A 26,022-nucleotide genomic window follows, 5' to 3' on the forward strand; every position below is an offset into this window, starting at 1 on the left:
CCAGGCTCAGCGGCGGCGGGGGTCGACCCGGCCGACGCGGGAGTGGAAGAGGGCCGCGCGGGCGGCGTTCATGCCGGGAGCGCCGTGGACGCCGCCGCCGGGGTGGGCGGAGGCGGAGCCGAGGTAGAGCCCGGCGATGCCGGTCTCCGGTCGCCCCAGCATGCCCGGCACCGGGCGCAGGAAGAGCTCCTGGTGCACCTGGGAGGTGCCGCCGTTGATGGCGCCGCCGACCAGGTTGGCGTCGCGCTGCTCCATCTCGCGCGGTCCGAGCACCCGCCGGGCGCGGATGGTGGAGCCGAACCCCGGCGCCAGCCGCTCGATCCGCGCCTGCATCCGGTCGGCGAAGCGCTCGCGGTCCGACTCGTCCCAGACGCCGCGCACCTCCTCGCCGCCGTCGCGCACGGTGCGCTCCGGCTGGGGCACGTGGGTGTATGCCCACAGGGATTCGGTGCCGGCCGGCGACCGGGTGGGGTCCGAGGTCGTCATCTGGCCGGCCAGCATGAACGGCGCCGCGGGGATGACCCCGGCGGCCACCTGGCCGAGCGCCTCGGTCATCTGCTCCACGGAGTCGGCGACGTGGAAGGTCCCGGGCGCGTACGCCGGCGCGCTGGCCCACGGCACCGGGGCGTCGAGCGCCCAGTCCACCTTGACGGTGCCTGGGTCGAGCTGGAAGTCCCTCATGCCGCGACGGACCTTGGCGGGCACGTGCTCGTCGGCGACCAGGCCGCCGAACAGGTGGGAGGCGATGACGTCGGCCACGACCGCCCGTCGCGCCTCGTGGCGGTGGCCGTCGGCGGTGACGACGCCGATCGCCCGCCCGCCCTCGACCAGGACCTCCCGGACCTCGGCGTCGCACACGACCTCGCCGCCGCGCGACTCCAGCCGGCGCCGCAGCGACGTGGCCAGCATCCCGGCGCCGCCCTCGGGCACGGGGAAGCCGACGGTCTGGCCGAGCATGGTCATCAGCAGGCCGAAGACCCCCGAGCCCATCGCGTCGAGGGGCAGGTCGGAGTGGCCGGCGTTGCCCGCGAGCAGGAGCCCTGCCGAGGGACCGCCGAAGCCCCGTCGTCCCATCTCGGTGGCGGGGGTGAGCAGGGTCTTGACGAAGTCGAGCCCGCCGGCCTTGCGGAGCCGGGCGAGCACGCCCACCCCGGCGCGCACGGGCGGGAAGGGGGAGATCAGGGCCGTCACGAGCTGCTCGCCGATGACGTCCCACACCTCGCAGAGGTCGAGCCAGGCCCGCCCGTCGCCGGGGTGCTGCTCCTCCATGAGCCGGGCCGTGACCTCGCGGTCGCGGTGCAGCATCGCCCACTGCCCGTCGGGCATCGGGTGCCCCAGGACGGCGGGTGCGTGCCGCCAGGTGAGGCCGTGCTCCTCGAGACCGAACGAGGCGATGCCCTGCGAGGCCGCGGCGAGCGGGTAGAACGCGCTGAACGTGTCCTGCACGAAGTCGGGGTCGAGCTCGCGGTCGCTGCGCACCGCGCCTCCGACCTCGGACTGGGCCTCGAGCACGAGGACCGACCAGCCCGCGTCGGCGAGCCGGTTGGCGGCGACCAGCCCGTTGGGGCCGGCTCCGACGACGATCGCGTCGTGGTGGGTCACGAACCCACGGCTCCCGCCACCCGGCGCTCGACGACGTAGGCCAGCCGGCGCAGCGTCTCGACGTTGCGCCAGCCCAGCAGCGGGTCCTGCACCACCTTGGGCATCAGCACCGCGGGTCCGTTGACGGCGTTCTCCTCGATCACGACGCGGGTCTCGGCGCCGACCGGCTCCAGGCGGATCACCACCCTCGCCTCGCCCGTGGGCCAGGCCCGGGCGCGCAGCTTGATCATGCGCAGCGGGCGGCACTCCTCGACCTGCGTGGAGTCGTCGATCAGCGCCGGCCAGACACCCACCGAGTGGTGCAGCTCGGAGCCGACCTCCGGCCAGGTCTCGTCGACGTCACGTATCCGCGAGGCCCCCACCACCCAGAGGGGGTAGAGCCAGCCGTCGCTCAGGACCTCCCAGACCTGCTCGGGCGTCGCCTTCATCACTCGTTCGGTGCTGCTCATCGGTCGCTCCTCATCGTGGGCAGTACGTCGCGGCCGTAGGCCTCGATCATCTCGCGGTAGTGCGGCCCCATGGTGGCGACGTAGACCTCGTCGAACCCGGCGTCGCGGTACTCGTGCAGCTGCGCCAGGTGCTCGTCCAGGTCGGGACCAGCCACAGAGCTCTCGGCGATCGCGTCCCGCGTCACCAGGGTCGAGGCCTGCTCGAAGTGGCGCACCGAGGGCAGGACCTGGGAGAGCTCTCCCGGCAGGCCGGCGTTGGGCCACAGCCGGTAGGCGATGTCGACGCCCTCCTCACGGGTGTCGGCCCAGGCCACCTTGCAGCCGGCCTGGGCGGGCTTCCCGCCGGTGGCGTCCTTGAACCGGGACACCATCTCGGCGTCCGGGTTGGTCGACATGAACCCGTCCGCGAAGCGCGAGAGATCCTCCACCGCCTTGGGCCCGAAGCCGCTCACGTAGATCGGTGGCGGACTGTCGGGACGGGTGTAGATGCGGGCGTTGCTGACCTCGTAGTGCCGGCCGCGCGAGGTGACGAAGTCGCCCTCCCACAGCCGCCGGATCAGCGCCACCGCCTCCTCGAGCATCTCCATGCGCACGTCGTACGACGGCCAGGTGTCGCCGAGCACGTGCTCGTTGAGCGCCTCACCGGTGCCGACCCCGAGCACGAACCGCCCCTCGAGCATCACCGACGCCGTGGCCGCGGCCTGCGCGATCACGGCGGGGTGGATGCGGACGGTAGGACAGGTCACCGCCGTGGTGACCGGCAGCGAGGTGGCCTGGGAGATGGCGCCGATGACGCTCCAGACGAACGGGCTCTGGCCCTGCTCGTCGTTCCAGGGGTGGAAGTGGTCGCTGATCCACAGGGCCTCGAAGCCGGCGCGCTCGGCGGCGACAGCCTGCTCGACCAGCTCGGCGGGGGTGTACTCCTCGCAGGAGAGGAAGTAGCCGATCTTCATGTCGCGGGGTACTCCTCGTTCTTGAGCAACCGGGCCAGGTGGGCGGCGTTCGCTGCGGCGGTCTTCGTGGTGGACGCGGTCTTCTCCGGCGTCTCGTCCAGGTCCTGGTAGTCCGTGGCCTGCATGGCCTCGCCGACCCAGTAGGTGCCGGCGTTGGCGGGGATGCTGAACCCGGTGTCGTTGAGCGCCTGGAGCACCTCGGCCACCGTGTGGTGCGCCCCGTCCTCGTTGCCGACGACCGCGACGATCGCGACCTTGCCGAACGTCAGCATCCGGCCCTGGTCGTCGGTCTCGCTGATCTCGGCGTCGAGGCGCTCGAGCACCATCTTGCAGACCGACGCGGGCTGACCCATCCAGATGGGGGTGGCGATGACGAGGATGTCCGCGTCCAGCATCTTGCGACGCAGGACGGGCCACGCGTCCCCGCTGCCCTCGTCGGTGGTGACCCCGAAACTCACCTGGTGGTCGACGACACGCACGACCTCGCCGGTCACTCCGTGCGAGGACAGGGCGTGGAGCACCTGGGTGCCGAGCAGGGTCGCGCTCGACTCGGCGGGGGAGGGCTTCAGCGTGCAGGACAGGACGAGCGCTCTCAGGTCGGTCATGCCTCGCCGGTGCCCACGCGCGGGGGCCCTATGCGGGTGTCAGGCGCTGGCGCGGTGGCTGAACGGCTCCAGGTCGTCGCCGATCTCGCTGCGCAGCGTGCCGAGGATCCGGCTGAGCAGGCGCGAGACCTGCATCTGGGTCACGCCCAGGTCGCGGCCGATCTCCTCCTGCGTGAGGTCGTCGAAGAAGCGAAGGTGCAGCACCCGGCGGTCCCGCTCGGACAGCCGGCGTACGACGGGCGCCAGCGTCATGCGCGCCTCGCTGGCCGCCGCCTCGCGGTCGGCGCCCGGCAACAGGTCGCCGACGCTCGTGGAGGAGTCGGCGGCGACAGGCTGGTCGAGCGAGGACGGCTGGAAGGCGCCGAAGGCCTCGAGCGCCTCGCGGTAGTCGTCCTCGCCGATGCCGAGCCGCTCGGTGATCTCGGGGGTCGACGGACTGCGGCCGAGCTCGCCCTCCAGCGCCTCGATGGCCTGGTTGACACGCCACTGGAGCTCCTGGATCCGGCGTGGCGGGCGCACCGTCCAGCCGCGGTCGCGGAAGTAGCGCAGCAGCTCGCCGCGGATGGTGGGGACGGCGAAGGTCAGCAGGTCGTTGCGGGTGGCGGGGTCGAAGCGGAACACGGCCTTGGTCAGACCCTCGTAGGCGACCTGCCGCAGGTCGTCGCGGTCGATGCCTCGGTCGTAGTAGCGCGAGGCCACGGACTCGGCGACGCCGCGGTTGATCACGATGACCTCGTCGAGGATCGCGCGGCTCTGCACGGGGTCGGCGGACGCGGCGGCGTCGGCGAGCAGCGCGGCGGTCCGCTCGCTCCGCTCGGCGCGGGTCAGGCCCCGGTCTCCGTCGAGGCGTCGTGGCCCTCGAGGGCCTCTGAGTGCGGTAGTCATCAAGCGCCTCCATCCCGAGATGAGGCAGCTCCTCATCCGGTTTCGACGCTAGGGGCGGTGTTTGCGGGACCCTCACACCCCAAGGGGTGCTGGCGCGTCCTCAAGCACAGAATCACCCCGAGGGGTGGCGGTTTCGCAGAGTTCACCCGGATTGATGAATCCGAGCCGCGGGTACCTCAGAGGCATGATGCTTCCGAAGCCGCGCGGCCCCCTGAGCGCCGCGGTGTTCGAGTCGATCCGGGCGATCCCCGCCGAGCCGGTGGCCCGGACGCACCCGGAGGCCGACGGTCCCGAGGACGCCGCCGTGACGCTGTGGGCGCTCTACGAGCTCGCCTACCGCGGCTTCGACGAGGTCGACGAGACCGCCGAGTGGGACCCCGACCTGCTGGCCGTGCGGCGCAGGCTGGAGATCGAGCTGGAGGGCCGGCTGCGCGCGCGCTGGGAGGCCTACCGCAGCGACCACGAGCGCCACGACGACTTCGGCGAGGACCTGTTCGCGTTCATCGCCGCCCACGACGGCCGCTCGCTCGCGCGCTTCGTGCAGACCGACGCCGACGAGCAGCAGGTGCTCGACCTGCTGCGGATGAAGTCGGTCTACCACCTCAAGGAGTCCGACCCCACCGCGTGGGTCGTACCGCGGCTGCCGACCGCGTCGAAGGCGGCACTCATGGAGCTCCAGTACGACGAGTACGGCTCGGGCGACCCCAACCGCGTGCACGCGCACCTGTTCGCACGCGGGCTGGAGGCCGTCGGCCTCCGCACCGAGTACGGCGCCTACCTCGACGACGTGCCGCTGGAGATCCTCGAGCAGAACAACACGATGTCGCTGATGGGCCTGCACCGTCGGCTCCGCGGCGCCGCGCTCGGCCACCTGGCGGCGTTCGAGGCGACCAGCTCGCTGCCGTCGCGTCAGCTGTCGCAGGGCCTGCAACGGCTCGGCATGGCACCGGAGATGTCGGCCTACTACGACGAGCACGTCGAGGCCGACGCGGTGCACGAGCAGCTGGCCGTGCGTGCGATCTGCGGCGAGCTCGTCGCGGTCGAGCCCGAGGTGACCGACGACGTCTACTTCGGCGCCTACACGTGCCTGGACCTCGAGGACCGGCTCGCGGAGCTCCTGCTCGAGCGCTGGGGGGTGGCGTCGTGAGCGACGTCCCGACCTACGAGCACCCGGACGTCGTGCTGTGCCCGGGCGGCCCGATGCTGCTGCGCGGCAAGCACGTCATCGAGGACTCCTCGGGGCAGCTGCACGAGACCACCCGCCGGGTCACGGCGCTGTGTCGCTGCGACAAGTCGGCACGCAAGCCGTGGTGCGACGGGACTCACAAGCTGCTCCCGGAGAAGCTGACCCCGTCCTGAGGGGTGCCGGTCTGACGGCTCAGTCGTCGTCGGTCCTGCCGGGGATCAGGTCGAGGTCGTCCTCGCCGCGCCGCTCGGCGCGGTTGACCTGCTCCTCGGGGTCGACCTCGAGGCGCTCCTCGGCGTCGGCGGGGTTGATGCCCTCCTCGGCGGGGACGCCGCCCAGGTCGATCGGTCGGTCTTCGCTACGGGGACTCATGCTCGGCGGTACCCGTGCCCGGGCCCGCACATGCCTTAGATTGCGCCCATGCTCGTCTCCGAACGTATCGGTCAGCTCTTCCTGGACGGCGACCACGGCCGCGACCGACTGGAGTACACCGAGTACGGCGCCGGCGACGCCTGGGTGGTGCTGCTGCACGCCCAGCTGATGCCGCGGCGCATGCAGCAGCCGCTCGCCCGGGCGCTCGCGTCGCAGGGACTGCACGTCGTCACCCTCGACCTGCTCGGCCACGGACGGTCCGACCGCCCGGCGGACCCCCTGGTCTACTCGATGACGGCCTTCGCCGAGCAGGTCGTGGCCCTGCTCGACCACCTCGGTGCCCCCCAGGCGGTCGTCGGCGGCACCTCGCTGGGCGCCAACGTGTCCCTGGAGGTGGCGGTCATGGCGCCCGAGCGGGTCCGCGGCCTGATCTGCGAGATGCCGGTGCTCGACAACGCGCTCGAGGCGGGGATCCTGGCGTTCGGCCCGATCCTGTTCTCGGCGCGGTTCCTGCCGCTCACCATCGGGGCGGTGCGCCGCCTGACCCGTCCGGTGCCGCGGGGGATCGTGCCGTTCTGGGCCGGCATCGCGCTGGACACGCTCGACCAGCGCGCCGACTCCGTGGCCGCGCTGGTGCACGGGCTCTTCTTCGGCCGGATCGCCCCCTCCTCCCAGCAGCGGCGGGCGATCGCCGCGCCCGCCCTGGTCGTCGGCCACCCCGCCGACCCGATCCACCCCGCGGCCGACGCCGCGATGCTCGCCGACGAGCTGCCGCACGCCACCTTCGTGCGGGCTCGCAGCATCCTGGAGTGGCGCCGCCACCCCGAGCGCCTGGACGGTGAGGCCACCGACTTCGCACTCCGGTGCTGGAAGACGCCGCGTCGCAGCCGCCGCGCCGCCACCTGAGGGGCACACTGGTCCCGTGCCTCTCTACCGCGACGAGGCGATCGTGCTCCGCACCCACAAGCTGGGGGAGGCCGACCGCATCATCACCCTGCTGACCCGCAGCAACGGCCGGGTCCGCGCCGTCGCCAAGGGCGTGCGCCGGACCAGCTCGCGCTTCGGGTCCCGGCTCGAGCCGTTCACCCACGTGGACCTCCAGCTGGCCGAGGGCCGCAACCTCGACACGATCACCCAGGCCGAGACCATGTCGGCGTTCTCCTCCGCGCTCGGCGCCGACTACGAGCGCTACACGGCCGGCACCGCGATGCTCGAGACCGCCGAGCGGCTGGTCTCGGAGGAGAAGCAGCCCTCGCTGCAGCAGTTCCTCCTGCTGGTCGGCGGCCTGCGCGCGATGGCGGCCGGTGCCCACCGGCCCGGGCAGATCCTGGACTCCTACCTCCTGCGCTCGCTGGCGGTCGCGGGCTACGCGCCGTCGTTCGACGCCTGCGCCCACTGCGGGCTCGAGGGGCCGCACCGCTGGTTCAACCCGTCGATGGGCGGCATGCTCTGCACGACCTGCCGGCTGCCGGGTTCGGCCAGCCCCTCGCCGCTGGTGATCGCCACGATGAGCGCCCTGCTGACCGGCGACTGGCCGGTCGTCGAGGCGGCCGACCCGCGCCAGCTGCGCGAGGCGAGCGGCCTGGTGTCGGCGTTCCTGCACTGGCACCTCGAACGAGGCCTGCGCTCGCTGGAGCACGTCGAGCGATAGCGTCCCCCCGTGAAGCGAGCCGTCCGCCAGCCCACTCCGCACCCCTCGGGCGCGCGGCCGCCGGCGATCCCGAAGGACCTGGTCCCGAAGCACGTCGCGATCGTCATGGACGGCAACGGCCGGTGGGCCAAGGAGCGGGGGCTGCCGCGCACCAGGGGTCACGAGCAGGGGGAGAGCTCGCTCTTCGACGTGGTCGAGGGCGCCATCGAGATCGGCGTGAAGGCGGTCTCGGCCTACGCCTTCTCGACCGAGAACTGGTCCCGCTCGCCCGACGAGGTCAAGTTCCTCATGGGCTTCAACCGCGACGTCATCCGGCGCCGTCGCGACGAGATGCACGAGCTCGGCGTCCGGGTGCGTTGGGCCGGGCGGGCGCCGCGGCTGTGGAAGTCGGTGATCCGCGAGCTGCAGGTCGCCGAGGAGCTCACGAAGGACAACGACGTCCTGACGCTGACGATGTGCGTCAACTACGGCGGCCGCGCCGAGCTCGCCGACACCGCCCGGCGCATCGCGCAGGACGTCGCGGCCGGCCGGCTCAAGGCGGACAAGGTCGACGAGCGGACGTTCGCGCGCTACCTCTACGTGCCCGAGCAGTCCGACGCCGACCTGGTGTGGCGCACGTCGGGGGAGCAGCGCCTGTCCAACTTCATGCTCTGGCAGGCCGCCTACAGCGAGCTGGTCTTCACCGACGTCCTCTGGCCCGACGTCGACCGCCGCGCCCTGTGGCAGGCGATCGAGGTCTACGCCGGGCGCGACCGGCGCTACGGCGGCGCGCAGCCCAACTTCACGCCGTAGTCACTCGCAGCCGTGACGCAGCGACAGCAAGGTCAGCCGGCACGAGGAGGAGCCAACCGCGTGAGCCGAGCGCTCAGCCGGCGCCGTGGCGGAGCACCCAGGCCACCTCGTTGAGCTCGCCGCTCTCGTCGGGGTGGTCGGCGACGTCGTGGGAGGTGAGGGTGTCCTCGAGCCGCACGGGCTCGGGCAGGCTCGCGAAGCGGTTGTCGGTCATCGAGCACCTCCGGGGTCGGTGCGACCATGCTAGACCGCTGCGCACCCGTCGCGCCTCCTGCTGGCCTGCCCCTCGCACTCTCTGCCAGGCTGCTCCCAGACGAGTGGACGGAGTCGTGCATGGCGGTGGGGGAGAGCGCTGGGGGGCACGGCGACCTGACGACGGCGCCGGCTCCCGACGTCTTCGCGCGGCCGGGGGTGGCCCAGTCGCTCTGCACCGCGCTCTTCGCGCTGGACCTCGTCCTGCGGTTCTCCGGGCCCGCCGAGAGCGGTCCGTGGCCGCGAGCGGGCGCCGGGCTGCTCGTCGTCGTGACGGTGGCGGCCCTCGCGCTGCCGTGGCGACGACTGCCGGCCTGGGCGCCGGTCGTCCTCGCGCTCTGCGACCTGGCGATCATCGGGGTGTTCCGTTTGGACCCCGTGGGCGGCGGCAGCGCCGTCCTGATGGTGCTGCCGGGCCTCTACCTCGGTCGCTACCACGGGCGGCGCGGCGTGATCACGACGTCCCTGGGCACGACGCTCTTCGTGGCCGTGCCGAGCCTGGCCTACTTCGGTTGGGACGGGCCCAACGTCTCGCGCATCCTGCTCTCCGTGCTGGTGGCCATCGCGGCGTCGCTGGCCATCGCGTCCGCGGTCAGCCGCCTCGAGCGCCAGCGCCGGGTGTCGGCGGCGATCGTCGACAGCGTCGACGTCGGGCTGGTCCTGCTCGACGACGAGGGCGTCTACCAGGCGGTGAACCGTCGACACGGGGACTTCATGGGCCTCGCCTACCCCGAGGGCCACGCCGGCCGCGCCGGGCAGCTCGGGCTCGTCTACAGCGCGGACGGCACGAGCGAGGTCACGACGACGGACATGCCCACCGCGCTCGCGGCGCGGGGCGAGGAGTTCGACGACGTGCGGATCTGGGTGGGCGACGACCCCCTGACCCGCCGTGCCCTGTCGGTGTCGGCGCGGGTCGTGCGCGACAGCGGCGGGAGGTTCGACGGCGCGGCGCTCGCCTACAAGGACGTCACGGACTTCATGCGGGCGCTGTCGGTCAAGGACGAGTTCGTCAGCTCGGTCTCCCACGAGCTGCGGACCCCGCTCACGTCGATCCACGGCTACACGCAGCTGCTCCTGGAGCGCGACGACCTGCCGGCCGAGGTCCGCTCCCAGCTCGCGGTCGTGGTGCGCAACACCGAGCGGCTGCAACGCCTGGTGGGCGACCTGCTGCACACCAGCCGGGCCGAGGAGGACGCGCTGGACCTCCAGCGGCGGGAGACCGACCTCGCCGAGGTCGTGCGCCAGGCGGTCCAGGCGGCCGAGCCCGCTGCGCGCGAGAACGACGTACGCCTGGAGGTGCGCACCCCGGAGCGGCTGGTGCTCAAGGTGGACGCCCAGCGGATCGCGCAGGCCGTCGACAACCTGGTGTCCAACGCCATCAAGTACACGCCACGGGGCGGGGAGGTGGCCGTGGAGCTCGGGATCGACGCCAACCGCGTCGAGATCACCGTCCGCGACACGGGCGTGGGCATCGACGCGGCCGACCGGGACCGCCTCTTCACCCGCTTCTTCCGGGCCCGCCACGCCGAGGAGCAGTCGATCCAGGGCGTCGGGCTCGGGCTCAACATCACCCGCAGCATCGTGGAGGGCCACGCGGGCCGGATCGACGTGGAGAGCGAGGTCGGCCGCGGGAGCACGTTCCGGGTGCGGCTCCCGCTGCCCGGCAAGGCGGCCGGGGAGCCTGTGGGCGCTGAGGTTCCGGGCTCAGGGGACTAGCGGCAGGCGGCGCAGGTCCCGAAGATCTCCAGCGTGTGGCTCACCTGGGCGTAGCCGTGCTCCTCGGCGATGGCGCGCGTCCAGCGCTCCACGCCGGGGCCCTCGACCTCGACCGTCGCGCCGCAGTCGCGGCAGACGAGGTGGTGGTGGTGGGTGTCGGAGCACCGGCGGTAGCTGGCCTCCCCGTCCTCGGTGCGCAGCAGGTCGACCTCGCCGGCCTCGACCATGCGCTGGAGGGTGCGGTAGACGGTGGCCAGGCCCACGGGCTCGCCGCGGCGCGCCAGCAGCTCGTGGATGTCCTGGGCGGAGCGGAAGTCGTCGAAGGACGCCATCGCCTCGGCGACCGCGAGCCGCTGGCGCGTGGGTCGCAGCGCCGAGCGGGCGGGATCAGTGCTCGTCATAGTGCTGCTCGTGAGGTGCGTGCCGGTGGCCGTCGTGGACGTAGTCCACGTGGTCGCCGTGGGGGATCGCGGCGTGGCCACACGCCGGGCCGTGGTCGTGGTCGTGCTGGGCGGCGTCGTGCGGGGTGGCGGTCTCGTCCGGTGGCAGCGCCGGGAACGGCGCCCGCTGGAGCTGGCGGCGGCGCAGCCACGCGCCCAGCGGCCAGGTCACCACGAAGCCCGCGAGCGAGAGCAGGACGATCGTGGACCCGGGCGCCACGCGGGTCCCGGCCGGGGCCAGGGCGGAGAGGGACAGCCCGCCCACGGAGGCGACCATGCCCAGCACCATGGCCGCGCCCAGCGTCGTACGGAACGAGCGGGTCAGCTGCTGCGACGTCGCGACCGGGACGACCATGAGGGCGGAGACCAGCAGCAGCCCCACCGTGCGCATCGCGATGGTCACGCTGACGGCGGCGAGCACGGCGACCAGGAGGTTGTAGGCGCGCACGTTGAGTCCGGCGACCCGGGCGAACTCCTCGTCCTGGGCGACGGCGAAGAGCTGGGGCGCCAACCCCACCCCGATCAGGATGACCACGGCGGCGAACGCCATGGTGACCCAGACGTCGCCGACGGAGATCGTGGTGATGGACCCGAAGAGGTACTCCTGCAGCCGGGCGGCGCTCTGCCCGCCGAGGCCCGTCAGCAGCACGCCGCCGGCCAGTCCGCCGTAGAAGAGGAGCGCCAGCGCGACGTCGCCGTTGGTGTGGCCGCGCTCGCGGATGATCTCGATCAGGACCGCGCCGAGCACCGCGACGGTGACCGCCGTCCAGGTGGGCGCGATGCCGGTCAGGAGCCCGAGCGCGACGCCGGTCACGGCGACGTGGCCGATCCCGTCGCCGAGGAGGGCCAGTCGGCGCTGGACGATGTAGGTGCCCACGGCGGGCGCCGCCAGCCCCGTGAAGAAGGCGGCGAGCAGCGCACGCTGCATGAAGGGGTAGGAGAAGATGTCGAGCATCAGCGACCTCCCTCCAGTGGGCTGGCGACGTGGGGCGAGTGGTCGTGGCGCAAGGCGTGCCCGTCGGTGTGGTGGTGGTGCAGGTGGGTCTCGGCGAAGCGCGGGTCGTGGACCTGGTGGTCGGCCAGCGGGGCGCCGTCGTAGGCGACGCGGCCGTCGCGCATGACCACGGCCCGCCCGACGAGGCCGGCGAGCGGGCCCAGCTCGTGGGCGACGAGCACGATGGTGGCCCCTCGGGACGCGAGTTCACCGAGCGCGGCGGTCAGCGCGAGCTGGTTGGGCAGGTCGACGCCGGCGGTCGGCTCGTCGAGGAAGAGCAGCTCCGGCTCGCCGGCCAGCGCTCGCGCGATGAGCACCCGCTGCTGCTGGCCCCCGGAGAGCTGGGAGACGCCGTCGCGGCCCCGGTCGGCGAGGTCGACCACCTCGAGCGCGTCCTGGATGGCCGAGCGGTCGGCGCGCGAGAGCGGGCGGAGCAGCCGACGCCGGGTGAGCCGGCCCGACGCCACGACCTCCCACACCGAGGCCGGCACGCCGGTGGCCGCGCCGAGGCGCTGCGGGACGTAGCCGACGCGCTGCCAGTCGTGGAAGTGGCGCAGGTCGGTGCCGAAGAGCTCCACGGTGCCGGAGGTGAGCGGGCGCAGGCCCGTCAGCGCGCGCACGAGGGTGGTCTTGCCCGAGCCGTTGGCGCCCATGAGCGCGACGAACTCGCCCGACTCGACCCGGAGGTCGATGCCGCGCAGGACCGGGCGGCCGCCGATCGCGACCGCCCCGTCAGTGAGGTGCAGCGGTGTCACCGACACCCGTTGGCCTTCACCAGCGCCTGCAGGTTGGCGGCCATCAGCGTGAGGTAGTCGTCGTCGGACGTCTCGTCGCTGAGCCCCTCGATCGGGTCCAGCACCGCGGTCGTGACCCCGGCGTCCTCCGCCACGGCGTTGGCCAGGCGCTTGGTGGCCAGCCGCTCGGAGAAGACCGTGGTGATGCCGTCCTCGCGGATGAGGTCCTCCAGCCGGGCCCGGTCGGCGGGGGTGGGCTCGGCCTCGGGGGAGAGTCCGTTGATCGGCTCCATGTCGAGACCGTACTTCGTCAGGTAGCTGAACGCGTCGTGGCTGACCACCACCGTGCTCCGCTCGCAGGTCTGCAGCGTCGACTCGTAGGACGCGTCGAGCGCCTCGAGGTCGGTGCGCAGGTCCGCGGCGTTGGCGGTGTAGTCGTCCGCGTGGTCGGGGTCGACCTCGCCCAGCCGCTCCGCCACCGCGTCGCCGAGGTCGGCCATCCGGAGCGGGTCCTGCCAGAAGTGGGGGTCGACGTCGCCGTGGTCGTGGCCCTCCTCCTCGTGCTCGCCCTCGTCGGCGTGCTCGTCCTCGTGCTCCTCGACCTTCTGCAGGTCCACGACGTCGGCCACGTCGAGCACCTCGCCGGTCGCGTTGGCCTCCACCGAGTCGTCGACGGTCGGCTGGAAGCCGGTCTCGAACACCACCAGGTCCGCGTCCACGATCGCTCCGGTCTCCCGCGGCGTCAGCTCGAGGTCGTGCGGCTCGCCCCCGGGCTGGGTGAGGTTCTCGACGTCGACCCGGTCACCGGCGACCCGCTCGGCGACGTACTGGAGAGGGTAGAAGGCGGCCACCACCTGGATGCCGTCGTCGACGCTGGCGGTGTCGTCGCTGAGGGCGCCGCAGCCGCTGAGCGCGAGGGCGCCGGCGGCCAGGAGCGCGGACGAGCGGAGGGTGCGGCGGTGAGGCGTGTTCATGAGAACGATTCTCAAGCACATGAGAATCATTGTCAACTCGCTGCCTCCGCTAGCCTGCGGGGATGCTGGTGGTGAGCAGGTTCCGGGTGCCCGACGACGAGCGCGACGTGTTCCGGGGGGAGCTGGAGGGAGCCCACGCGCTGCTGGCCGCTCGTCCGGGGTACGTCGACGGGACGATCGGGCGCAACCTCGACGAGCCGACGCTGTGGGTGCTCACGACCCGGTGGGAGCACGTGGGGGCCTACCGCCGCGCGCTGTCGTCGTACGACGTGAAGCTGGGGGCCGTGCCCCTGCTGAGCCGGGCCGTGGACGAGCCGAGCGCCTACGAGGTGGTCGAGCCGGGGACCGTGCTCAACGTCGAGTCGAGCCGGTCGATAGGCTGAGCGGCTCCGGGACCGGCAGCCAGTCGGCCCACGAGCAGGAGCTCCCACGTGGCACAGAAGCCAGCAACCACCCTCGACCAGGTCGTCTCCCTCTGCAAGCGGCGCGGGTTCGTCTACCCGTGCGGCGAGATCTACGGCGGCACCAAGTCCGCCTGGGACTACGGCCCCCTCGGTGTGGAGCTGAAGGAGAACATCAAGCGCCAGTGGTGGAAGGCGATGGTCACCGCCCGCCAGGACGTCGTGGGCCTCGACTCCAGCGTGATCCTGCCGACCCGCACGTGGGAGGCCTCCGGCCACATCGGCACCTTCAGCGACCCGCTCACGGAGTGCCAGTCCTGCCACAAGCGCTTCCGCGCCGACCACATGCAGGAGGACTACGCGGCCAAGAAGGGCATCGAGGACCCCGACACGGTCGACCTCAAGGAGCTCGCCTGCCCCAACTGCGGCACCCGCGGGGCCTGGACCGAGCCGCGGCCCTTCAACATGATGCTCAAGACCTACCTCGGCGTGATCGAGGACGAGTCCGGCCTGCACTACCTGCGGCCCGAGACCGCCCAGGGCATCTTCCTCAACTTCGCCAACGTGGTGACCACGAGCCGGCAGAAGCCGCCGTTCGGCATCGCCCAGATGGGCAAGTCGTTCCGCAACGAGATCACCCCGGGCAACTTCATCTTCCGCACGCGCGAGTTCGAGCAGATGGAGATGGAGTACTTCGTCAAGCCCGGTGAGGACGAGGAGATCCACCAGTACTGGATCGACCAGCGCACCGCCTGGTACACCGACCTCGGCATCGACCCCGACAACCTGCGCCACTTCGAGCACCCGGCGGAGAAGCTCAGCCACTACGCCAAGCGCACGGTCGACATCGAGTACAACTTCGGCTTCTCCCAGCGCGGCTTCGAGGAGCTCGAGGGCATCGCCAACCGCACCGACTACGACCTCACGCAGCACAGCACGTTCTCCGGCAAGGACCTGTCCTACTTCGACCAGGCCAGCGGCGAGCGCTACGTCCCCTACGTGATCGAGCCCGCGGCCGGCCTGACCCGCTCGCTGATGGCCTTCCTCATCGACGCCTACGACGTCGACGAGGCGCCCAACACCAAGGGCGGCGTCGACACCCGCACGGTGCTGCGCCTCGACCCGCGCCTGGCGCCGGTCAAGGTGGCGGTGCTGCCGCTGAGCCGCAACGCCGACCTCTCGCCCAAGGCGCGCGACCTCGCCGCCGAGCTGCGGCGCCACTGGAACGTCGACTTCGACGACGCCGGCGCGATCGGCAAGCGCTACCGCCGCCAGGACGAGATCGGGACGCCCTACTGCGTCACGGTCGACTTCGACACCCTCGAGGACGACGCGGTGACGGTGCGCTCGCGCGACACCATGGAGCAGGAGCGGATCGGCCTGGACCGCATCTCGTCGTACTTCGGGGAGCGGTTCCTCGGTTGCTGAGCGGCACCCGGGTGCACAATGGCGCCGTGAAGAGCGCCGGGACCCTCGCGAGCCTGCTGCTGTGCGGTGCGCTCCTGGCCGGCTGCTCCTCCGACGACGGTGAGCCGGAGACCCCGGACCCCACCGACAGTGCGTCCTCGTCGGCCTCGCCCGCAGCGGGGGAGTCGGCGTCGCCGGGGGTGCCCGAGGGGGTGGAGCTCACCGCCGAGGGCACCGACCTCGCCCTCGGTGACGAGGCCGTCGTGTCCTACCAGCCCCGCCAGGACGCCGTCGGCGTGCTCGACCTCACCGTGACCCGCATCGAGCGCACGACGTTCCGCCGGTCGTTCGCCGGCTGGCAGCTCGGCACGGCCGCCAAGCGGACCACGCCGTACTTCGTGCGGGTGACGGCGACCAACGCCGGCGAGACCGACCTGGGTGGCCGACAGGTCCCGCTGTACGGCGTCGACTCGGCCGACACGCTCGTCGAGGCCTCGACGTTCAAGGGCCGGTTCAAGCCCTGCCCGAGCCGGCCGTTCCCCACGCCATTCGCCGCCGGGGCCACCCACGAGGCGTGCCTGGTCTACCTCGCCCCCGCCGGCACGACGCTCAAGGCGGTGGTCTTCCGCCCGACGCAGGAGTCGGTGCCGATCACCTGGACCGGTCCGGTCAGCAAGGTGCGCACGACCAAGGGCAGGCCCAAGCCGTAGCGCGACCCGCAGCCCGACCGCCCGCGGCGGTTTGGGCGGCGGCCCCGGACGGCGCGAGAATGGGTCGGTGACCGCCCTGCCCTCCTCGCTGACGCTCGGTCGGCTGCGCGTCGACACGCCCGTGGTCCTGGCGCCGATGGCCGGCATCACCAACGCCGCCTACCGGCGGCTGTGCGCCGAGCAAGGGGCCGGTCTCTACGTCTGCGAGATGATCACGTCGCGCGGGCTGGTCGAGCGCGACGAGACGACGCTGAAGATGCTGGTCTTCGACGAGCTGGAGACCACCCGCTCGGTGCAGCTCTACGGCACCGACCCGGTCTACGTCGGCAAGGCCGCCGAGATCCTCTGCGGCGAGTACGGCGTCGCGCACATCGACCTCAACTTCGGCTGCCCCGTGCCCAAGGTGACCCGCAAGGGCGGGGGCGGCGCCCTGCCCTGGAAGCGCGGGCTGCTCGGCCAGATCCTGGAGCACGCCGTCGCCGCGGCGACCCCCTACGGCGTCCCGGTCACGATGAAGACCCGCAAGGGCCTCGACGACGACCACCTGACCTACCTCGACGCCGGCCGCATCGCGCAGGAGGCCGGCTGCGCCGCGATCGCGCTGCACGGCCGCACGGTGGCCCAGTCCTACTCCGGCCAGGCCGACTGGTCCTCGATCGCCCGCCTCGTGGAGCACGTCGACATCCCGGTGCTCGGCAACGGCGACATCTGGGAGGCCGCCGACGCCGTGCGCATGGTCGAGGAGACCGGCGTCGCCGGCGTGGTCGTGGGGCGCGGCTGCCTGGGGCGGCCCTGGCTCTTCCGCGACCTGGCCGCGGCCTTCGCCGGTGAGGTCGTGGCGACGCTGCCGACCCTGGGTGAGGTGGCCGCGATGATGCGGCGCCACGCGCAGCTGCTGTGCGACCACATGGGGGAGCAGCGCGGCTGCAAGGAGTTCCGCAAGCACGTGGCGTGGTACCTCAAGGGCTTCGCCGCGGGCGGCGACATGCGTCGCTCGCTCGCGATGGTCGACACCCTGGCCGACCTGGACCGGCTGCTCGCCGACCTCGACCCCGACGAGCCCTTCCCGGTCCACGAGCTCGGCACCCCGCGCGGGCGCCAGGGCTCGCCCAAGAGCCGGGTGGCGCTGCCCGAGGGTTGGCTGGACGACATGGACGGCACCGACGCCCAGCTGCGCGAGGACGCCTTCGAGACCACGGGCGGGTGACCCGGAACACCCGGGACTTCCTGGTGGGGGATTGGGACACGATCCGCGCACTGTGCTTTAGTCGTCGTCCGTGCCCGGCCACCTCGTGTGGCGGGGCACCGTCCCTGTCAGCAACAGCAAAGGATCAGCGCTGTGGCAGATCATCGCCACAAGCGGGAGACCAATGCCCGCCGCATGCCCCGCGCCGTCGTCATCGCCGGCCCGCTCGCCGTCCTGGCGACCGCTTCCGCGGTGACCCTCGGGATCGCCGCCGGTGAGCCCGCCAGCAGCAACGGCGCCGACGTGAGCGCCGCGGCGTCCTCCGTGGGCGCCGGCGCCGCCGAGCGCCGCGAGGACGTCAGCCGCGGCGCCGGTCGCGGAGCCGGCCGCGGCGAGCTCACCAGCATGATGGCCAAGAGCCAGGTCACGATGTCGAGCGAGTCCACGCTCAAGGCGATCCGCACGGCCACCGACAAGCTGTGGATCGCGAGCACCCTCGACCTGTGGTCCGCGCCCGGCGCCAAGGGGGAGCAGGTCGGCGAGATCGAGGCCGGCGAGAGGGTCCTGGTGACCGGCCGCAGCATGGACGGGCGCGACGAGATCGTCGTCGACGGCAAGGCGCGCTGGGTCAGCGCCGGCTACCTCACGAACGAGAAGCCCTTCTCCCTCGGTGGCGCCTGCACCAACGGCACGACCGTGCCGGCCGGGGTCAGCGAGAACATCAAGAAGGTCCACGCGGCCGTCTGCGCGGCGTTCCCGGAGATCACCACCTACGGCACCTTCCGCGGCGACGGCGAGCACGCCCAGGGGATCGCGGTCGACATCATGGTCTCTGGCAGCCGCGGCTACGAAGTGGCGGAGTTCGTCAAGAAGTACTACTCCGAGCTCGGCGTCAGCTACCTCATCTACTCCCAGCGGATCTGGTCGGTCCAGCGCGGCGGCGAGGGCTGGCGCGGCATGTCCGACCGCGGCTCCACCACCGCCAACCACTACGACCACGTGCACGTCACGACCTACTGAGCCACCCGAGGCAGCGCGCAGCGCGGTTGCCCGTGCGTGCCAGACTGCGGCATGCCTCGTGACCGCGTCCTCGCCCTCATCCAGGCCGGCGGCGCCGGTGGCCGGATGGACGTCCTCACCCGGGAGCGCGCCAAGCCCGCGCTGCCGTTCCTCGGGGTCTTCCAGCTCGTCGACCTGCCGCTGTCCAACCTCACCCACAGCGGGGTCAGCGAGGTCTGGCTGTCGGTGCAGTTCCAGGGCGGCACGCTGGAGGAGCAGGTCGCCAACGGACGGCCCTGGGACCTCGACCGCTCGCGCGGCGGGCTGCGGCTGCTGATGCCCGAGGAGGGCACCGGCAGCCTGGACGAGGACGGCTTCGCGAAGGGCAACGCCGACGAGCTCTTCCGCATCCGCGAGCAGATCGCGAGGTTCGCCCCGGACGTGCTGCTCGTGATGAGCGCCGACCACGTCTACCGGCTCGACTACACCGAGGTCGTCGAGGCGCACCGGCGCTCCGGCGCCGAGTGCACCGTGGTCACGACCGAGGTGCCGGTCGCGGAGGCCTCCGACCACGCCACGGTCGAGACCGACGACGAGGGGCTGGTCACCGGCTTCGACTACAAGCCCGAGGACCCCACGACCGGCACCATCGCCACCGAGGTCTTCGCCTACGACCCGGTGGTCCTGGTCCAGGTCCTGGAGGAGCTGCACCGCGAGCTCGGCGCCGACAGCGACGCGGGCGACTCCGGGCTCGAGGACTTCGGCGACCACCTGCTGCCCCGCCTCGTCGACCGGGGTCGCACCCGGGCCCACCCCCTCGACGGCTACTGGCGCGACCTGGGCCAGCCGCACCTCTACCTGCGCGCGCACCAGGAGTTCCTGACCGACGACCAGGACGTCCTGGGCCACGCCGACTGGCCGATCCTGACCCGCCAGCCGCAGCGCGCACCGGCGCGGCTGCTCGACGGTGCGGACGTCGTCGACAGCCTGGTCAGCCCCGGGGCCACGGTCGCCGGCGTCGTACGTCGCAGCGTGCTGGGGCCCGGCGTGGTCGTCGAGGCGGGGGCACAGGTCCACGACAGCGTGGTCTTCCGCGACTCGGTGGTCCGGGCCGGTGCCCTGGTGCACTGGTCGATCGTCGACTCGCACTGCGAGATCGGGCCGGACTCCCGCGTCGGCGAGGCCGGTGTCGCCGGGACCGACGACTCGGACGTGGTGACGCTCGTGGGCCGCGGCTCCACGGTCGGCGAGGGCGTCTCGCTGGCGGCCGGCAGCCGCCTGGAGCCGGGCAGCAGCGCCTGACCGCCGCCCGTCCGCCTGGGCGGTCGGAGCGGCGGACTAGTCTCGCGCCGATGGATCCCCTCGACCTCTACGACGACAGCGCCCGCGAGCGTGTCGTCGACGAGCCGCCCAAGCGGGTGGACGCCCCCGTGCGCACGGCGTTCGAGCGGGACCGCGCCCGGGTCGTCCACGCCGCGGCCTCGCGCCGCCTCGCGGCCAAGACCCAGGTGGTCGGGCCGCAGACCGACGACTTCACCCGCAACCGCCTCACCCACAGCCTCGAGGTCGCCCAGGTGGCCCGCGACCTGTCGCGCGCCCTCGGCAGCGCGCCCGACCTCGCCGAGACCGCGGCGCTCGCCCACGACCTCGGCCACCCGCCGTTCGGCCACAACGGCGAGCGGGTGCTCGACGACCTCAGCGCCGCGTGCGGCGGCTTCGAGGGCAACGCCCAGACCCTGCGCATCCTGACCCGGCTCGAGTCCAAGACCTTCGACGCCGACGGCCGCTCGGTCGGGCTCAACCTGACGCGGGCGACGCTGGACGCCTGCACGAAGTACCCCTGGGCGCGCGGCGGCGGCCCCGACCCCGCCAAGTTCGGCGTCTACGCCGACGACGTGCCGGTCTTCGCGTGGCTGCGCACCGGCGCGGGGGCGGGCCGGTGCCTGGAGGCACAGGTCATGGACCTCGCCGACGACGTCGCCTACTCCGTCCACGACGTCGAGGACGGCACCGTCGCGGGCCGGATCGACCTCACCTCGATGGACGTGCCCGCGGTCTGGGACACCGTCCGCGAGTGGTACCTCCCCACGGCGGGCGACGCCGAGCTCGACCGGGTGCTGGCCGGCCTGCGCACGCAGGGCAGCTGGCCGACCACGCCGTACGACGGCACCCGACGCAGCCTGGCCGCGCTGAAGAACCTCACCAGCGACCTCATCGGGCGCTTCTGCGGCGCCGTCCAGCACGCGACGCTCGCGTCGGGCGGTGGGCCCTTCGTCCGCTACGAGGGCTCACTGGTCGTCCCCGAGGAGACGCTGCTCGAGATGGCCGTGCTCAAGGGCGTCGCCGCCCACTACGTGATGACCGCGCCCGACCGGCTGAAGGCGATGGCGCTGGAGCGGGAGCTGATGATGGAGCTCGTGGCGATCCTGGCCCACCGCGCGCCCGACGCCCTGGACCGCCCGTTCGCCGACGACTGGGCCGAGGCGGCCGACGACGGCGCCCGGATGCGCGTCGTCGTCGACCAGGTCGCCTCGCTCACCGACGCCAGCGCCGTCGCCTGGCACTCCCGACTCAGGAGCCGATCATGACCGACCCCCTCGTGTGGCTGCCCTTCGACCCCGAGCTGCTCGGCGACCCGCCGGCCGGCCTGCGCTACGAGGTCGTCGACCCGACCGAGTCCGTGCCCGACTCGGTCGGCGACGTGGCGTTCTACGTCCCGCCCTACCAGATGGGCCCGGCGGTGGGGGAGGTCCTGCCGCGGATGACCTCGCTGCAGGTGGTGCAGACCCTCTCGGCGGGTGTCGACAACGTGCGGGCGCTGGTGCCCGACGGGGTGACGCTCTGCAACGGCCGCGGCATCCACGACACCTCCACCGCCGAGCTGACCCTGGCGCTGGTGCTCGCGTCGCTGCGGGGGATCCCGGACTTCGTGCGGGGCCAGGACCGCCGCGAGTGGTCGCCGCAGTGGCGCCCGGCGCTCGCCGACCGGCACGTCCTGCTCGTGGGCCACGGCGCCATCGGCCAGGCGATCGAGGCCCGGCTGGCGCCGTTCGAGGTGACCGTCAGCCGCGTGGCCCGCACCGCCCGGGCGGGTGTCCACGCCCTCGCCGACCTGCCGCTGCTGCTCCCCGAGGCCGACGTGGTCATCCTCATCGTGCCGCTCACCGACGAGACGCGCGGGCTCGTCGACGCCGACTTCCTGGGCCGGATGAAGGACGGCGCGCTCCTGGTCAACATGGCCCGCGGCGCCGTCGTCCGCACCGACGACCTGGTGGCCGCCCTGCACGGCGGTCGCGTCACCGCCGCGATCGACGTGGCGGAGACCGAGCCGCTGCCCGCCGACAGCCCGCTGTGGGACGCCCCGGGCCTGCTGGTCTCCCCGCACGTCGGCGGCGCCAGCAGCGCCATGTGGCCCCGGGCCCACCGCCTGGTCCGCGACCAGCTCCACCGCTTCGCCGCCGGCGACGACCTGTGGAACGTCATGTCCGGCGACTACTGATCCACCCGTAGGATCGAGACGTGGCAGGCCGGATCCGCGAGGACGACATCGCAGAGGTGCGCGAGAAGGCTCGCATCGACGACATCGTGTCCTCCTACGTCACGCTCCGCAACGCCGGCGGCGGCTCGATGAAGGGCCTGTGTCCCTTCCACGACGAGAAGTCCCCCTCGTTCCACGTCACCCCGTCCCGGGGGTTCTTCCACTGCTTCGGCTGCCAGGAGGGCGGCGACGTCATCACCTTCCTGATGAAGATCGACGGGCTCTCCTTCGGCGAGGCCGTCGAGCGGCTGGCGGAGAAGGTCGGGGTGCAGCTGCGCCGCGAGGACGGCGACGAGCGCGACCAGCGGCCCAAGGGACCTCCGCGCGCGCGGCTGGTCGAAGCCAACAAGGTCGCCCAGGAGTTCTACGCCGAGCAGCTCGCGCTGCCGGGCGCCGCCCCGGGCCGGCAGTTCCTGCTGGAGCGCGGTTTCGACCAGGAGGTCGCCGAGCGGTTCGGGATGGGCTTCGCCCCCAACGACGGCGAGGCGCTGCTCAAGCACCTGCGCGGGCGCGGGTTCTCCCAGGAGGAGATGACCCTGGTCGGGCTGGTGGCCATCGGGCGCTCGGCCTACGACCGCTTCCGCGGCCGCCTGCTGTGGCCGATCCGCGACGCCACCGGCGACACGATCGGCTTCGGTGCGCGCCGGATCCTCGACGACGACAAGATCGACGCCAAGTACCTCAACACCCCCGAGACGCCGCTCTACAAGAAGAGCCAGGTCCTCTACGGCATCGACCTCGCACGCCGCGAGATCGCGCGCTCCTCGCAGGCCGTGGTGGTCGAGGGCTACACCGACGTGATGGCCTGCCACCTCGCCGGCGTCGGCACGGCGGTCGCCTCCTGCGGCACGGCCTTCGGCGAGGAGCACACGCGGGTGCTGCGGCGCTTCCTGCACGACCACGAGGAGTTCCGCGGCGAGGTGATCTTCACCTTCGACGGCGACCAGGCCGGGCAGAACGCCGCCCTCAAGACCTTCGCTGGCGACCAGAACTTCGTCTCCCAGACCTACGTCGCCGTCGAGCCCGACGGCCTCGACCCCTGCGACGTGCGCATCAAGAAGGGCGACGCCGCCGTGCGCGAGCTCGTCGCGCGCCGGGTGCCGCTCTACCGCTTCGTGCTGAGCAACGTCGTGAGCAAGTACGACCTCGACCGCGCCGACGGGCGGGTCGACGCGCTGCGCGAGAGCGCCAAGCTGGTCTCCGCGATCCGCGACAAGTCCAAGGTCGACGCGTTCGCCCGTGAGATCGCCGGCATGATCGGCATCGACGTCGACGAGGCCCGCACCGAGGTGCGCCGCGCGGCCAACCGTCCCGCCCGGCGCGACGAGCGCCCCGCCCAGGCGCAGCAGCGCCAGCCCGAGGCCGCCCCCGACGCGGCGCCGAGCCGGCCCGCCGTACCCGACCTGCGCGACCCGCGCTTCTCCATCGAGCGCGAGACCCTCAAGCTCGTGATCCAGCACCCGATGGCGATCGGACGCTCCACCGCCGACATCGGACCCAACGACTTCACCCACCCGACCTACCGGGGGGTGTGGGAGCTGGTCGAGGCCGCCGGCGGGCTGGCCGCGGGCTCCTCCGACCCCGGCTGGTCGACCAAGCTGCGCGACTCGGCGCAGGACCCGGCCGTCTCCTCGGCGATCAGCGCGCTGGGGGTCGAGCCGCTCATGCGCGAGCCCGACGCGGTCTACGTCGGCTCCTACGTCTTCAAGCTCCTCGAGCTCACCGCCCAGCGCCGCATCGCCGCGGTCAAGTCCCGGCTGCAACGCACCAACCCCGTGGAGCACCCGGCGGAGTACAACAAGATGTTCGGCGAGCTCGCCGCCCTGGAGCAGCACCGCCGACACCTGCGCGACCGGATGGCGGGCGGCGAGTGAGGCTGCGACGCGCACGCCCCGACCTGGCCGTCGAGCGCGGCGAGCAGCTGCTCGCCTGGGCCACCGACGTCGACGGCCTGGCCATCGGCGGCACCCGCGACGCGCTCTACCTCCGCGACCACCGGATCCCCTGGGAGCAGGTCGAGGCGGCCGACTGGGACGCCGACACCTCGGTGCTCACGGTCCGTGAGGTCGGGGTGTGGGGCCAGGAGCGCCCCGAGCACCGGGTCACCCTCGACGACGTCGGTCGCCTGCTCGAGCTCGTCCGCGAGCGGGTCACGGCCAGCATCGTCCTGCAGCGCCACGTCGCGCTGCGCGGTCGCCAGGGCGTGCGCGTGATCGCGCGGCGGGCTCCGCACTCGCGCGGCCACATCGACTGGCTCTTCGAGTACGACGAGGGCATCGACCCCGACGACCCGGAGATCCGGGCCGCGTCGCAGGCGGCGCTCGAGGCCGCGTCGGGCGAGGTCGACCTCGGCTGACCCGCCGTTCCGATCCCGATTTCGACGCCGTCGCCGCTGTTGCTAAAGTTGCCGCGCTGTCCAGAGATGGTCAGCGCGATCCCCTGTAGCTCAGCTGGCAGAGCGCTTGACTGTTAATCAGGATGTCGTTGGTTCGAGTCCAACCGGGGGAGCGCAGAGAGACGGCCCGGCCCGCGAGCACCGCTCGTCGGCCGGGCCGTCTCGCCTTTCCGGCCCCGCTGTCGGTGGCGTCGTCCACACTGTCGGCATGACGGCTCAGTACGGTCCCCACCGCTGGTCGGCGGGCTACCACGACGACGGCACCAACGACGCCCTGCGGGGCGCCACCTTCGAGGTCAAGGACCTGCGGGAGACCCGCTTCGTCGACTGCGACCTGACCGGGGCGCGCATCGTCGACGGCTGCCTGGTCGACGTCGACGTGAGCGGCTACGTCGCCGGGCTGGTCGTCAACGGCGTCGACGTCACCGAGTACGTCGAGACCCAGCTCGACCTGCGCCACCCCGAGCGGGTCCAGCTGCGCGGCGTGCGCGACGCCGACGGCTTCCGCGCGATGTGGGACACCGTCGAGCGGCTGTGGGCCGACACCCTGGCGCGCGCCGAGCGGCTGCCCGAGGAGGCTCGTCACGAGCGGGTCCAGGGGGAGTGGTCCCTGGTCGAGACGCTGCGCCACCTGGTGTTCATCACCGACTCCTGGGCCAGCCGCACGATCCTGGACCAGGAGCGCCCCTTCCACCCGCTGGCGCTGCCGCAGACTGCCTACGCCCCCGCCGACGCGGTCGCCCTCGGCATGGACCTCGGCGCCCGGCCGACCTACGACGAGGTCGTGGCGGCGCGCGCCGACCGGCTCGCCGTGGTCCGGGGCATCCTCGACGGGCTCGGCGACGAGGACCTCGGCCGCCCCTGCACGCGCAGCCCCGCGCCGGGCTACCCCGAGGAGGAGCGCGCCGTCTACGAGTGCCTGGCGGTCGTCATGGAGGAGGAGTGCGAGCACCACCGGTTCGCCACACGCGACCTGGCGGTGCTGGAGGACCGCTAGCCCCCGAACCCCATCGGGAACACCTCGAAGGACGCGGCCAGCGCGACGCCCATCCGTCGGCCGGACTCCCGGGACCAGCCCTCGAGGAACTCCCGGGGGTCGAAGTCCTCCCACCCGAGGCCGTCGATGTAGGCGCGGTGGGCCTCGAGCGAGGCCACGCCCGCGTCGAACGTCGCGGTGGTGTCCACCCCGTGGGTGCTCTCCGGCGACCCCGCCGCCCACACCTCGCGCACCCCGCCCCACGGCTCCAGGCCGTCGACGAGCTGGTCGGGGAAGATCCAGCGGTTGCCGGCGTCGCGGACCGCGTCGACGACCGCCCGCCCCACCGCCACATGATCGGCCTGGTTGAGGCTGCGTCCGCCCCAGGTCTCGCGGAAGTTGCCGGTGACCACGATGTCGGGTCGGTGGCGCCGCACCTCCTGCGCGATGGCCGCCCGCAGCGCCACGCCGTACTCCAGGACGCCGTCGGGGAACCCCAGGAACGTCACCTCCGGTACGCCGACGACCGCGGCGGAGGCGACCTGCTCGGCCTCGCGCACCAGGCGGGACTCCTCGGGGGCCAGGCCGTCGATCCCCGCCTCGCCGCTGGTCACCATGCAGTAGGCCACGGTCTTTCCCTGACCGGTCCAGCGGGCCACGGCCGCGGCGCTGCCGAACTCCAGGTCGTCGGGGTGCGCGACCACGCAGAGCGCCCGCTCCCAGCTCTCGTCGAGGGGCTCCAGGGGCGGCGGGGGAGTGCTCATGACCCGAGCATGCCAGCGCCCTGGGGCGCGAGGTCACGCCG

At 72.7% G+C, this 26,022-nt stretch carries 29 protein-coding genes and 1 tRNA gene; 18 read left to right on the plus strand and 12 right to left on the minus strand.

Features of this window, described 5'->3' with window-relative positions; all coding sequences use genetic code 11:
- Positions 1-6 precede the first annotated feature (6 nt).
- Genes E4622_RS19825 through E4622_RS19845 form a run of 5 tightly spaced genes read right to left on the minus strand, consistent with a single transcriptional unit; the run spans position 7 to position 4,494 of the window.
- Positions 7-1,602: an NAD(P)/FAD-dependent oxidoreductase gene (locus E4622_RS19825; protein WP_134741933.1), complete on the minus strand. Its 1,596-nt coding sequence runs from the start codon at positions 1,600-1,602 to the stop codon at positions 7-9.
- Entirely contained in the window at positions 1,599-2,051 is a 453-nt protein-coding gene (locus tag E4622_RS19830) for an SRPBCC domain-containing protein (protein WP_134741935.1), read from the minus strand. The genes E4622_RS19825 and E4622_RS19830 overlap by 4 nt, the downstream gene beginning before the upstream one ends.
- Positions 2,048-3,004, minus strand: coding sequence for a TIGR03557 family F420-dependent LLM class oxidoreductase (locus E4622_RS19835; protein ID WP_134741937.1), 957 nt, complete (start codon positions 3,002-3,004; stop codon positions 2,048-2,050). The genes E4622_RS19830 and E4622_RS19835 overlap by 4 nt, the downstream gene beginning before the upstream one ends.
- Positions 3,001-3,609, minus strand: a complete 609-nt coding sequence (locus E4622_RS19840) for an NAD(P)H-dependent oxidoreductase (protein WP_134741939.1) — start codon at positions 3,607-3,609, stop codon at positions 3,001-3,003. Before E4622_RS19840 ends, E4622_RS19835 begins: the two co-directional genes overlap by 4 nt.
- Before the next feature lie 39 nt (positions 3,610-3,648).
- The gene (locus tag E4622_RS19845; protein ID WP_134741941.1) at positions 3,649-4,494 is read right to left on the minus strand and encodes a sigma-70 family RNA polymerase sigma factor; all 846 of its coding nucleotides are present in this window, start codon (positions 4,492-4,494) and stop codon (positions 3,649-3,651) included.
- A gap of 184 nt (positions 4,495-4,678) precedes the next feature.
- Between E4622_RS19845 and E4622_RS19850 the strand changes: the two genes are divergently transcribed.
- A complete protein-coding gene (locus tag E4622_RS19850; RefSeq protein WP_134741943.1) occupies positions 4,679-5,641 on the plus strand; it encodes an iron-containing redox enzyme family protein in 963 nt (320 codons plus the stop codon).
- Positions 5,638-5,853, plus strand: a complete 216-nt coding sequence (locus tag E4622_RS19855) for a CDGSH iron-sulfur domain-containing protein (protein WP_245156119.1) — start codon at positions 5,638-5,640, stop codon at positions 5,851-5,853. The genes E4622_RS19850 and E4622_RS19855 overlap by 4 nt, the downstream gene beginning before the upstream one ends.
- 19 nt (positions 5,854-5,872) lie before the next feature.
- Here E4622_RS19855 and E4622_RS19860 read toward each other — a convergent pair whose 3' ends face one another.
- A complete protein-coding gene (locus E4622_RS19860; RefSeq protein WP_134741945.1) occupies positions 5,873-6,052 on the minus strand; it encodes a hypothetical protein in 180 nt (59 codons plus the stop codon).
- A gap of 48 nt (positions 6,053-6,100) precedes the next feature.
- On the opposite strand from E4622_RS19860, the gene E4622_RS19865 reads away from it, so the two are divergent.
- The 3 genes from E4622_RS19865 to E4622_RS19875 are packed head-to-tail and all read left to right on the plus strand — an operon-like array spanning position 6,101 to position 8,495.
- A complete protein-coding gene (locus E4622_RS19865; protein ID WP_245156120.1) occupies positions 6,101-6,958 on the plus strand; it encodes an alpha/beta hydrolase in 858 nt (285 codons plus the stop codon).
- A gap of 16 nt (positions 6,959-6,974) precedes the next feature.
- On the plus strand, positions 6,975-7,703 hold the full coding sequence (gene recO / locus E4622_RS19870) for a DNA repair protein RecO (RefSeq protein ID WP_134741947.1): 729 nt from the start codon (positions 6,975-6,977) through the stop codon (positions 7,701-7,703).
- 9 nt (positions 7,704-7,712) lie between these two features.
- The gene (locus E4622_RS19875) at positions 7,713-8,495 is read left to right on the plus strand and encodes an isoprenyl transferase (RefSeq protein ID WP_134741949.1); all 783 of its coding nucleotides are present in this window, start codon (positions 7,713-7,715) and stop codon (positions 8,493-8,495) included.
- Positions 8,496-8,568: 73 nt separating this feature from the next.
- Here the strand turns inward: E4622_RS19875 and E4622_RS22930 are convergent, their stop codons facing one another.
- Entirely contained in the window at positions 8,569-8,709 is a 141-nt protein-coding gene (locus E4622_RS22930) for a hypothetical protein (RefSeq protein ID WP_167736164.1), read from the minus strand.
- 119 nt (positions 8,710-8,828) lie between these two features.
- Here E4622_RS22930 and E4622_RS19880 point away from each other — a divergent pair, with 119 nt between their 5' ends.
- Positions 8,829-10,463 carry an ATP-binding protein gene (locus E4622_RS19880; RefSeq protein WP_167736165.1) on the plus strand — a complete coding sequence of 545 codons (1,635 nt, stop codon included), beginning with the start codon at positions 8,829-8,831 and terminating at the stop codon, positions 10,461-10,463.
- Here E4622_RS19880 and E4622_RS19885 read toward each other — a convergent pair.
- The 4 genes from E4622_RS19885 to E4622_RS19900 are packed head-to-tail and all read right to left on the minus strand — an operon-like array spanning position 10,460 to position 13,605.
- A complete protein-coding gene (locus E4622_RS19885; protein ID WP_134741953.1) occupies positions 10,460-10,864 on the minus strand; it encodes a Fur family transcriptional regulator in 405 nt (134 codons plus the stop codon). The genes E4622_RS19880 and E4622_RS19885 overlap by 4 nt on opposite strands.
- Complete coding sequence (locus E4622_RS19890; RefSeq protein ID WP_209022024.1) at positions 10,851-11,858, minus strand: metal ABC transporter permease; 1,008 nt, start codon at positions 11,856-11,858, stop codon at positions 10,851-10,853. The genes E4622_RS19885 and E4622_RS19890 overlap by 14 nt, the downstream gene beginning before the upstream one ends.
- The gene (locus tag E4622_RS19895; protein WP_134741955.1) at positions 11,858-12,652 is read right to left on the minus strand and encodes an ATP-binding cassette domain-containing protein; all 795 of its coding nucleotides are present in this window, start codon (positions 12,650-12,652) and stop codon (positions 11,858-11,860) included. Before E4622_RS19895 ends, E4622_RS19890 begins: the two co-directional genes overlap by 1 nt.
- Positions 12,649-13,605, minus strand: coding sequence for a metal ABC transporter substrate-binding protein (locus E4622_RS19900; RefSeq protein ID WP_134741957.1), 957 nt, complete (start codon positions 13,603-13,605; stop codon positions 12,649-12,651). The genes E4622_RS19895 and E4622_RS19900 overlap by 4 nt, the downstream gene beginning before the upstream one ends.
- 62 nt (positions 13,606-13,667) lie before the next feature.
- On the opposite strand from E4622_RS19900, the gene E4622_RS19905 reads away from it, so the two are divergent.
- The 12 genes from E4622_RS19905 to E4622_RS19960 all read left to right on the plus strand — a co-directional run bounded on the left by E4622_RS19905 (position 13,668) and on the right by E4622_RS19960 (position 25,238).
- Positions 13,668-13,988 (plus strand): antibiotic biosynthesis monooxygenase family protein, encoded by a 321-nt coding sequence (locus E4622_RS19905; RefSeq protein WP_134741959.1) that lies wholly within the window; start codon positions 13,668-13,670, stop codon positions 13,986-13,988.
- Positions 13,989-14,036: 48 nt separating this feature from the next.
- Complete coding sequence (locus E4622_RS19910; RefSeq protein WP_134741961.1) at positions 14,037-15,434, plus strand: glycine--tRNA ligase; 1,398 nt, start codon at positions 14,037-14,039, stop codon at positions 15,432-15,434.
- 26 nt (positions 15,435-15,460) lie between these two features.
- Positions 15,461-16,123 (plus strand): hypothetical protein, encoded by a 663-nt coding sequence (locus E4622_RS19915; protein ID WP_134741963.1) that lies wholly within the window; start codon positions 15,461-15,463, stop codon positions 16,121-16,123.
- Positions 16,124-16,190: 67 nt separating this feature from the next.
- Complete coding sequence (gene dusB, locus E4622_RS19920; protein ID WP_134741965.1) at positions 16,191-17,330, plus strand: tRNA dihydrouridine synthase DusB; 1,140 nt, start codon at positions 16,191-16,193, stop codon at positions 17,328-17,330.
- 132 nt (positions 17,331-17,462) lie between these two features.
- Positions 17,463-18,329: an SH3 domain-containing protein gene (locus E4622_RS19925; protein ID WP_134741967.1), complete on the plus strand. Its 867-nt coding sequence runs from the start codon at positions 17,463-17,465 to the stop codon at positions 18,327-18,329.
- 51 nt (positions 18,330-18,380) lie between these two features.
- A complete protein-coding gene (locus E4622_RS19930; protein WP_134741969.1) occupies positions 18,381-19,610 on the plus strand; it encodes a sugar phosphate nucleotidyltransferase in 1,230 nt (409 codons plus the stop codon).
- A gap of 50 nt (positions 19,611-19,660) precedes the next feature.
- Positions 19,661-20,896 carry a deoxyguanosinetriphosphate triphosphohydrolase gene (locus tag E4622_RS19935; RefSeq protein ID WP_134741971.1) on the plus strand — a complete coding sequence of 412 codons (1,236 nt, stop codon included), beginning with the start codon at positions 19,661-19,663 and terminating at the stop codon, positions 20,894-20,896.
- Positions 20,893-21,807: a 2-hydroxyacid dehydrogenase gene (locus E4622_RS19940; RefSeq protein ID WP_134741973.1), complete on the plus strand. Its 915-nt coding sequence runs from the start codon at positions 20,893-20,895 to the stop codon at positions 21,805-21,807. The genes E4622_RS19935 and E4622_RS19940 overlap by 4 nt, the downstream gene beginning before the upstream one ends.
- Before the next feature lie 20 nt (positions 21,808-21,827).
- Positions 21,828-23,720: a DNA primase gene (dnaG, locus tag E4622_RS19945; protein WP_134741975.1), complete on the plus strand. Its 1,893-nt coding sequence runs from the start codon at positions 21,828-21,830 to the stop codon at positions 23,718-23,720.
- Complete coding sequence (locus tag E4622_RS19950) at positions 23,717-24,202, plus strand: hypothetical protein (protein ID WP_134741977.1); 486 nt, start codon at positions 23,717-23,719, stop codon at positions 24,200-24,202. The genes dnaG and E4622_RS19950 overlap by 4 nt, the downstream gene beginning before the upstream one ends.
- A 79-nt stretch (positions 24,203-24,281) precedes the next feature.
- Positions 24,282-24,354, plus strand: a tRNA-Asn gene (locus E4622_RS19955).
- 95 nt (positions 24,355-24,449) lie between these two features.
- Positions 24,450-25,238, plus strand: a complete 789-nt coding sequence (locus E4622_RS19960; RefSeq protein WP_134741979.1) for a DinB family protein — start codon at positions 24,450-24,452, stop codon at positions 25,236-25,238.
- Here E4622_RS19960 and E4622_RS19965 read toward each other — a convergent pair.
- A complete protein-coding gene (locus E4622_RS19965; RefSeq protein WP_134741981.1) occupies positions 25,235-25,981 on the minus strand; it encodes a PIG-L deacetylase family protein in 747 nt (248 codons plus the stop codon). The two genes, E4622_RS19960 and E4622_RS19965, sit on opposite strands and share 4 nt — an antisense overlap.
- Between the last annotated feature and the right edge of the window lie 41 nt (positions 25,982-26,022).

Origin of the sequence: Nocardioides sp. 503 (genome assembly GCF_004522095.1) — a bacterium.
Lineage (GTDB): Bacteria > Actinomycetota > Actinomycetes > Propionibacteriales > Nocardioidaceae > Nocardioides.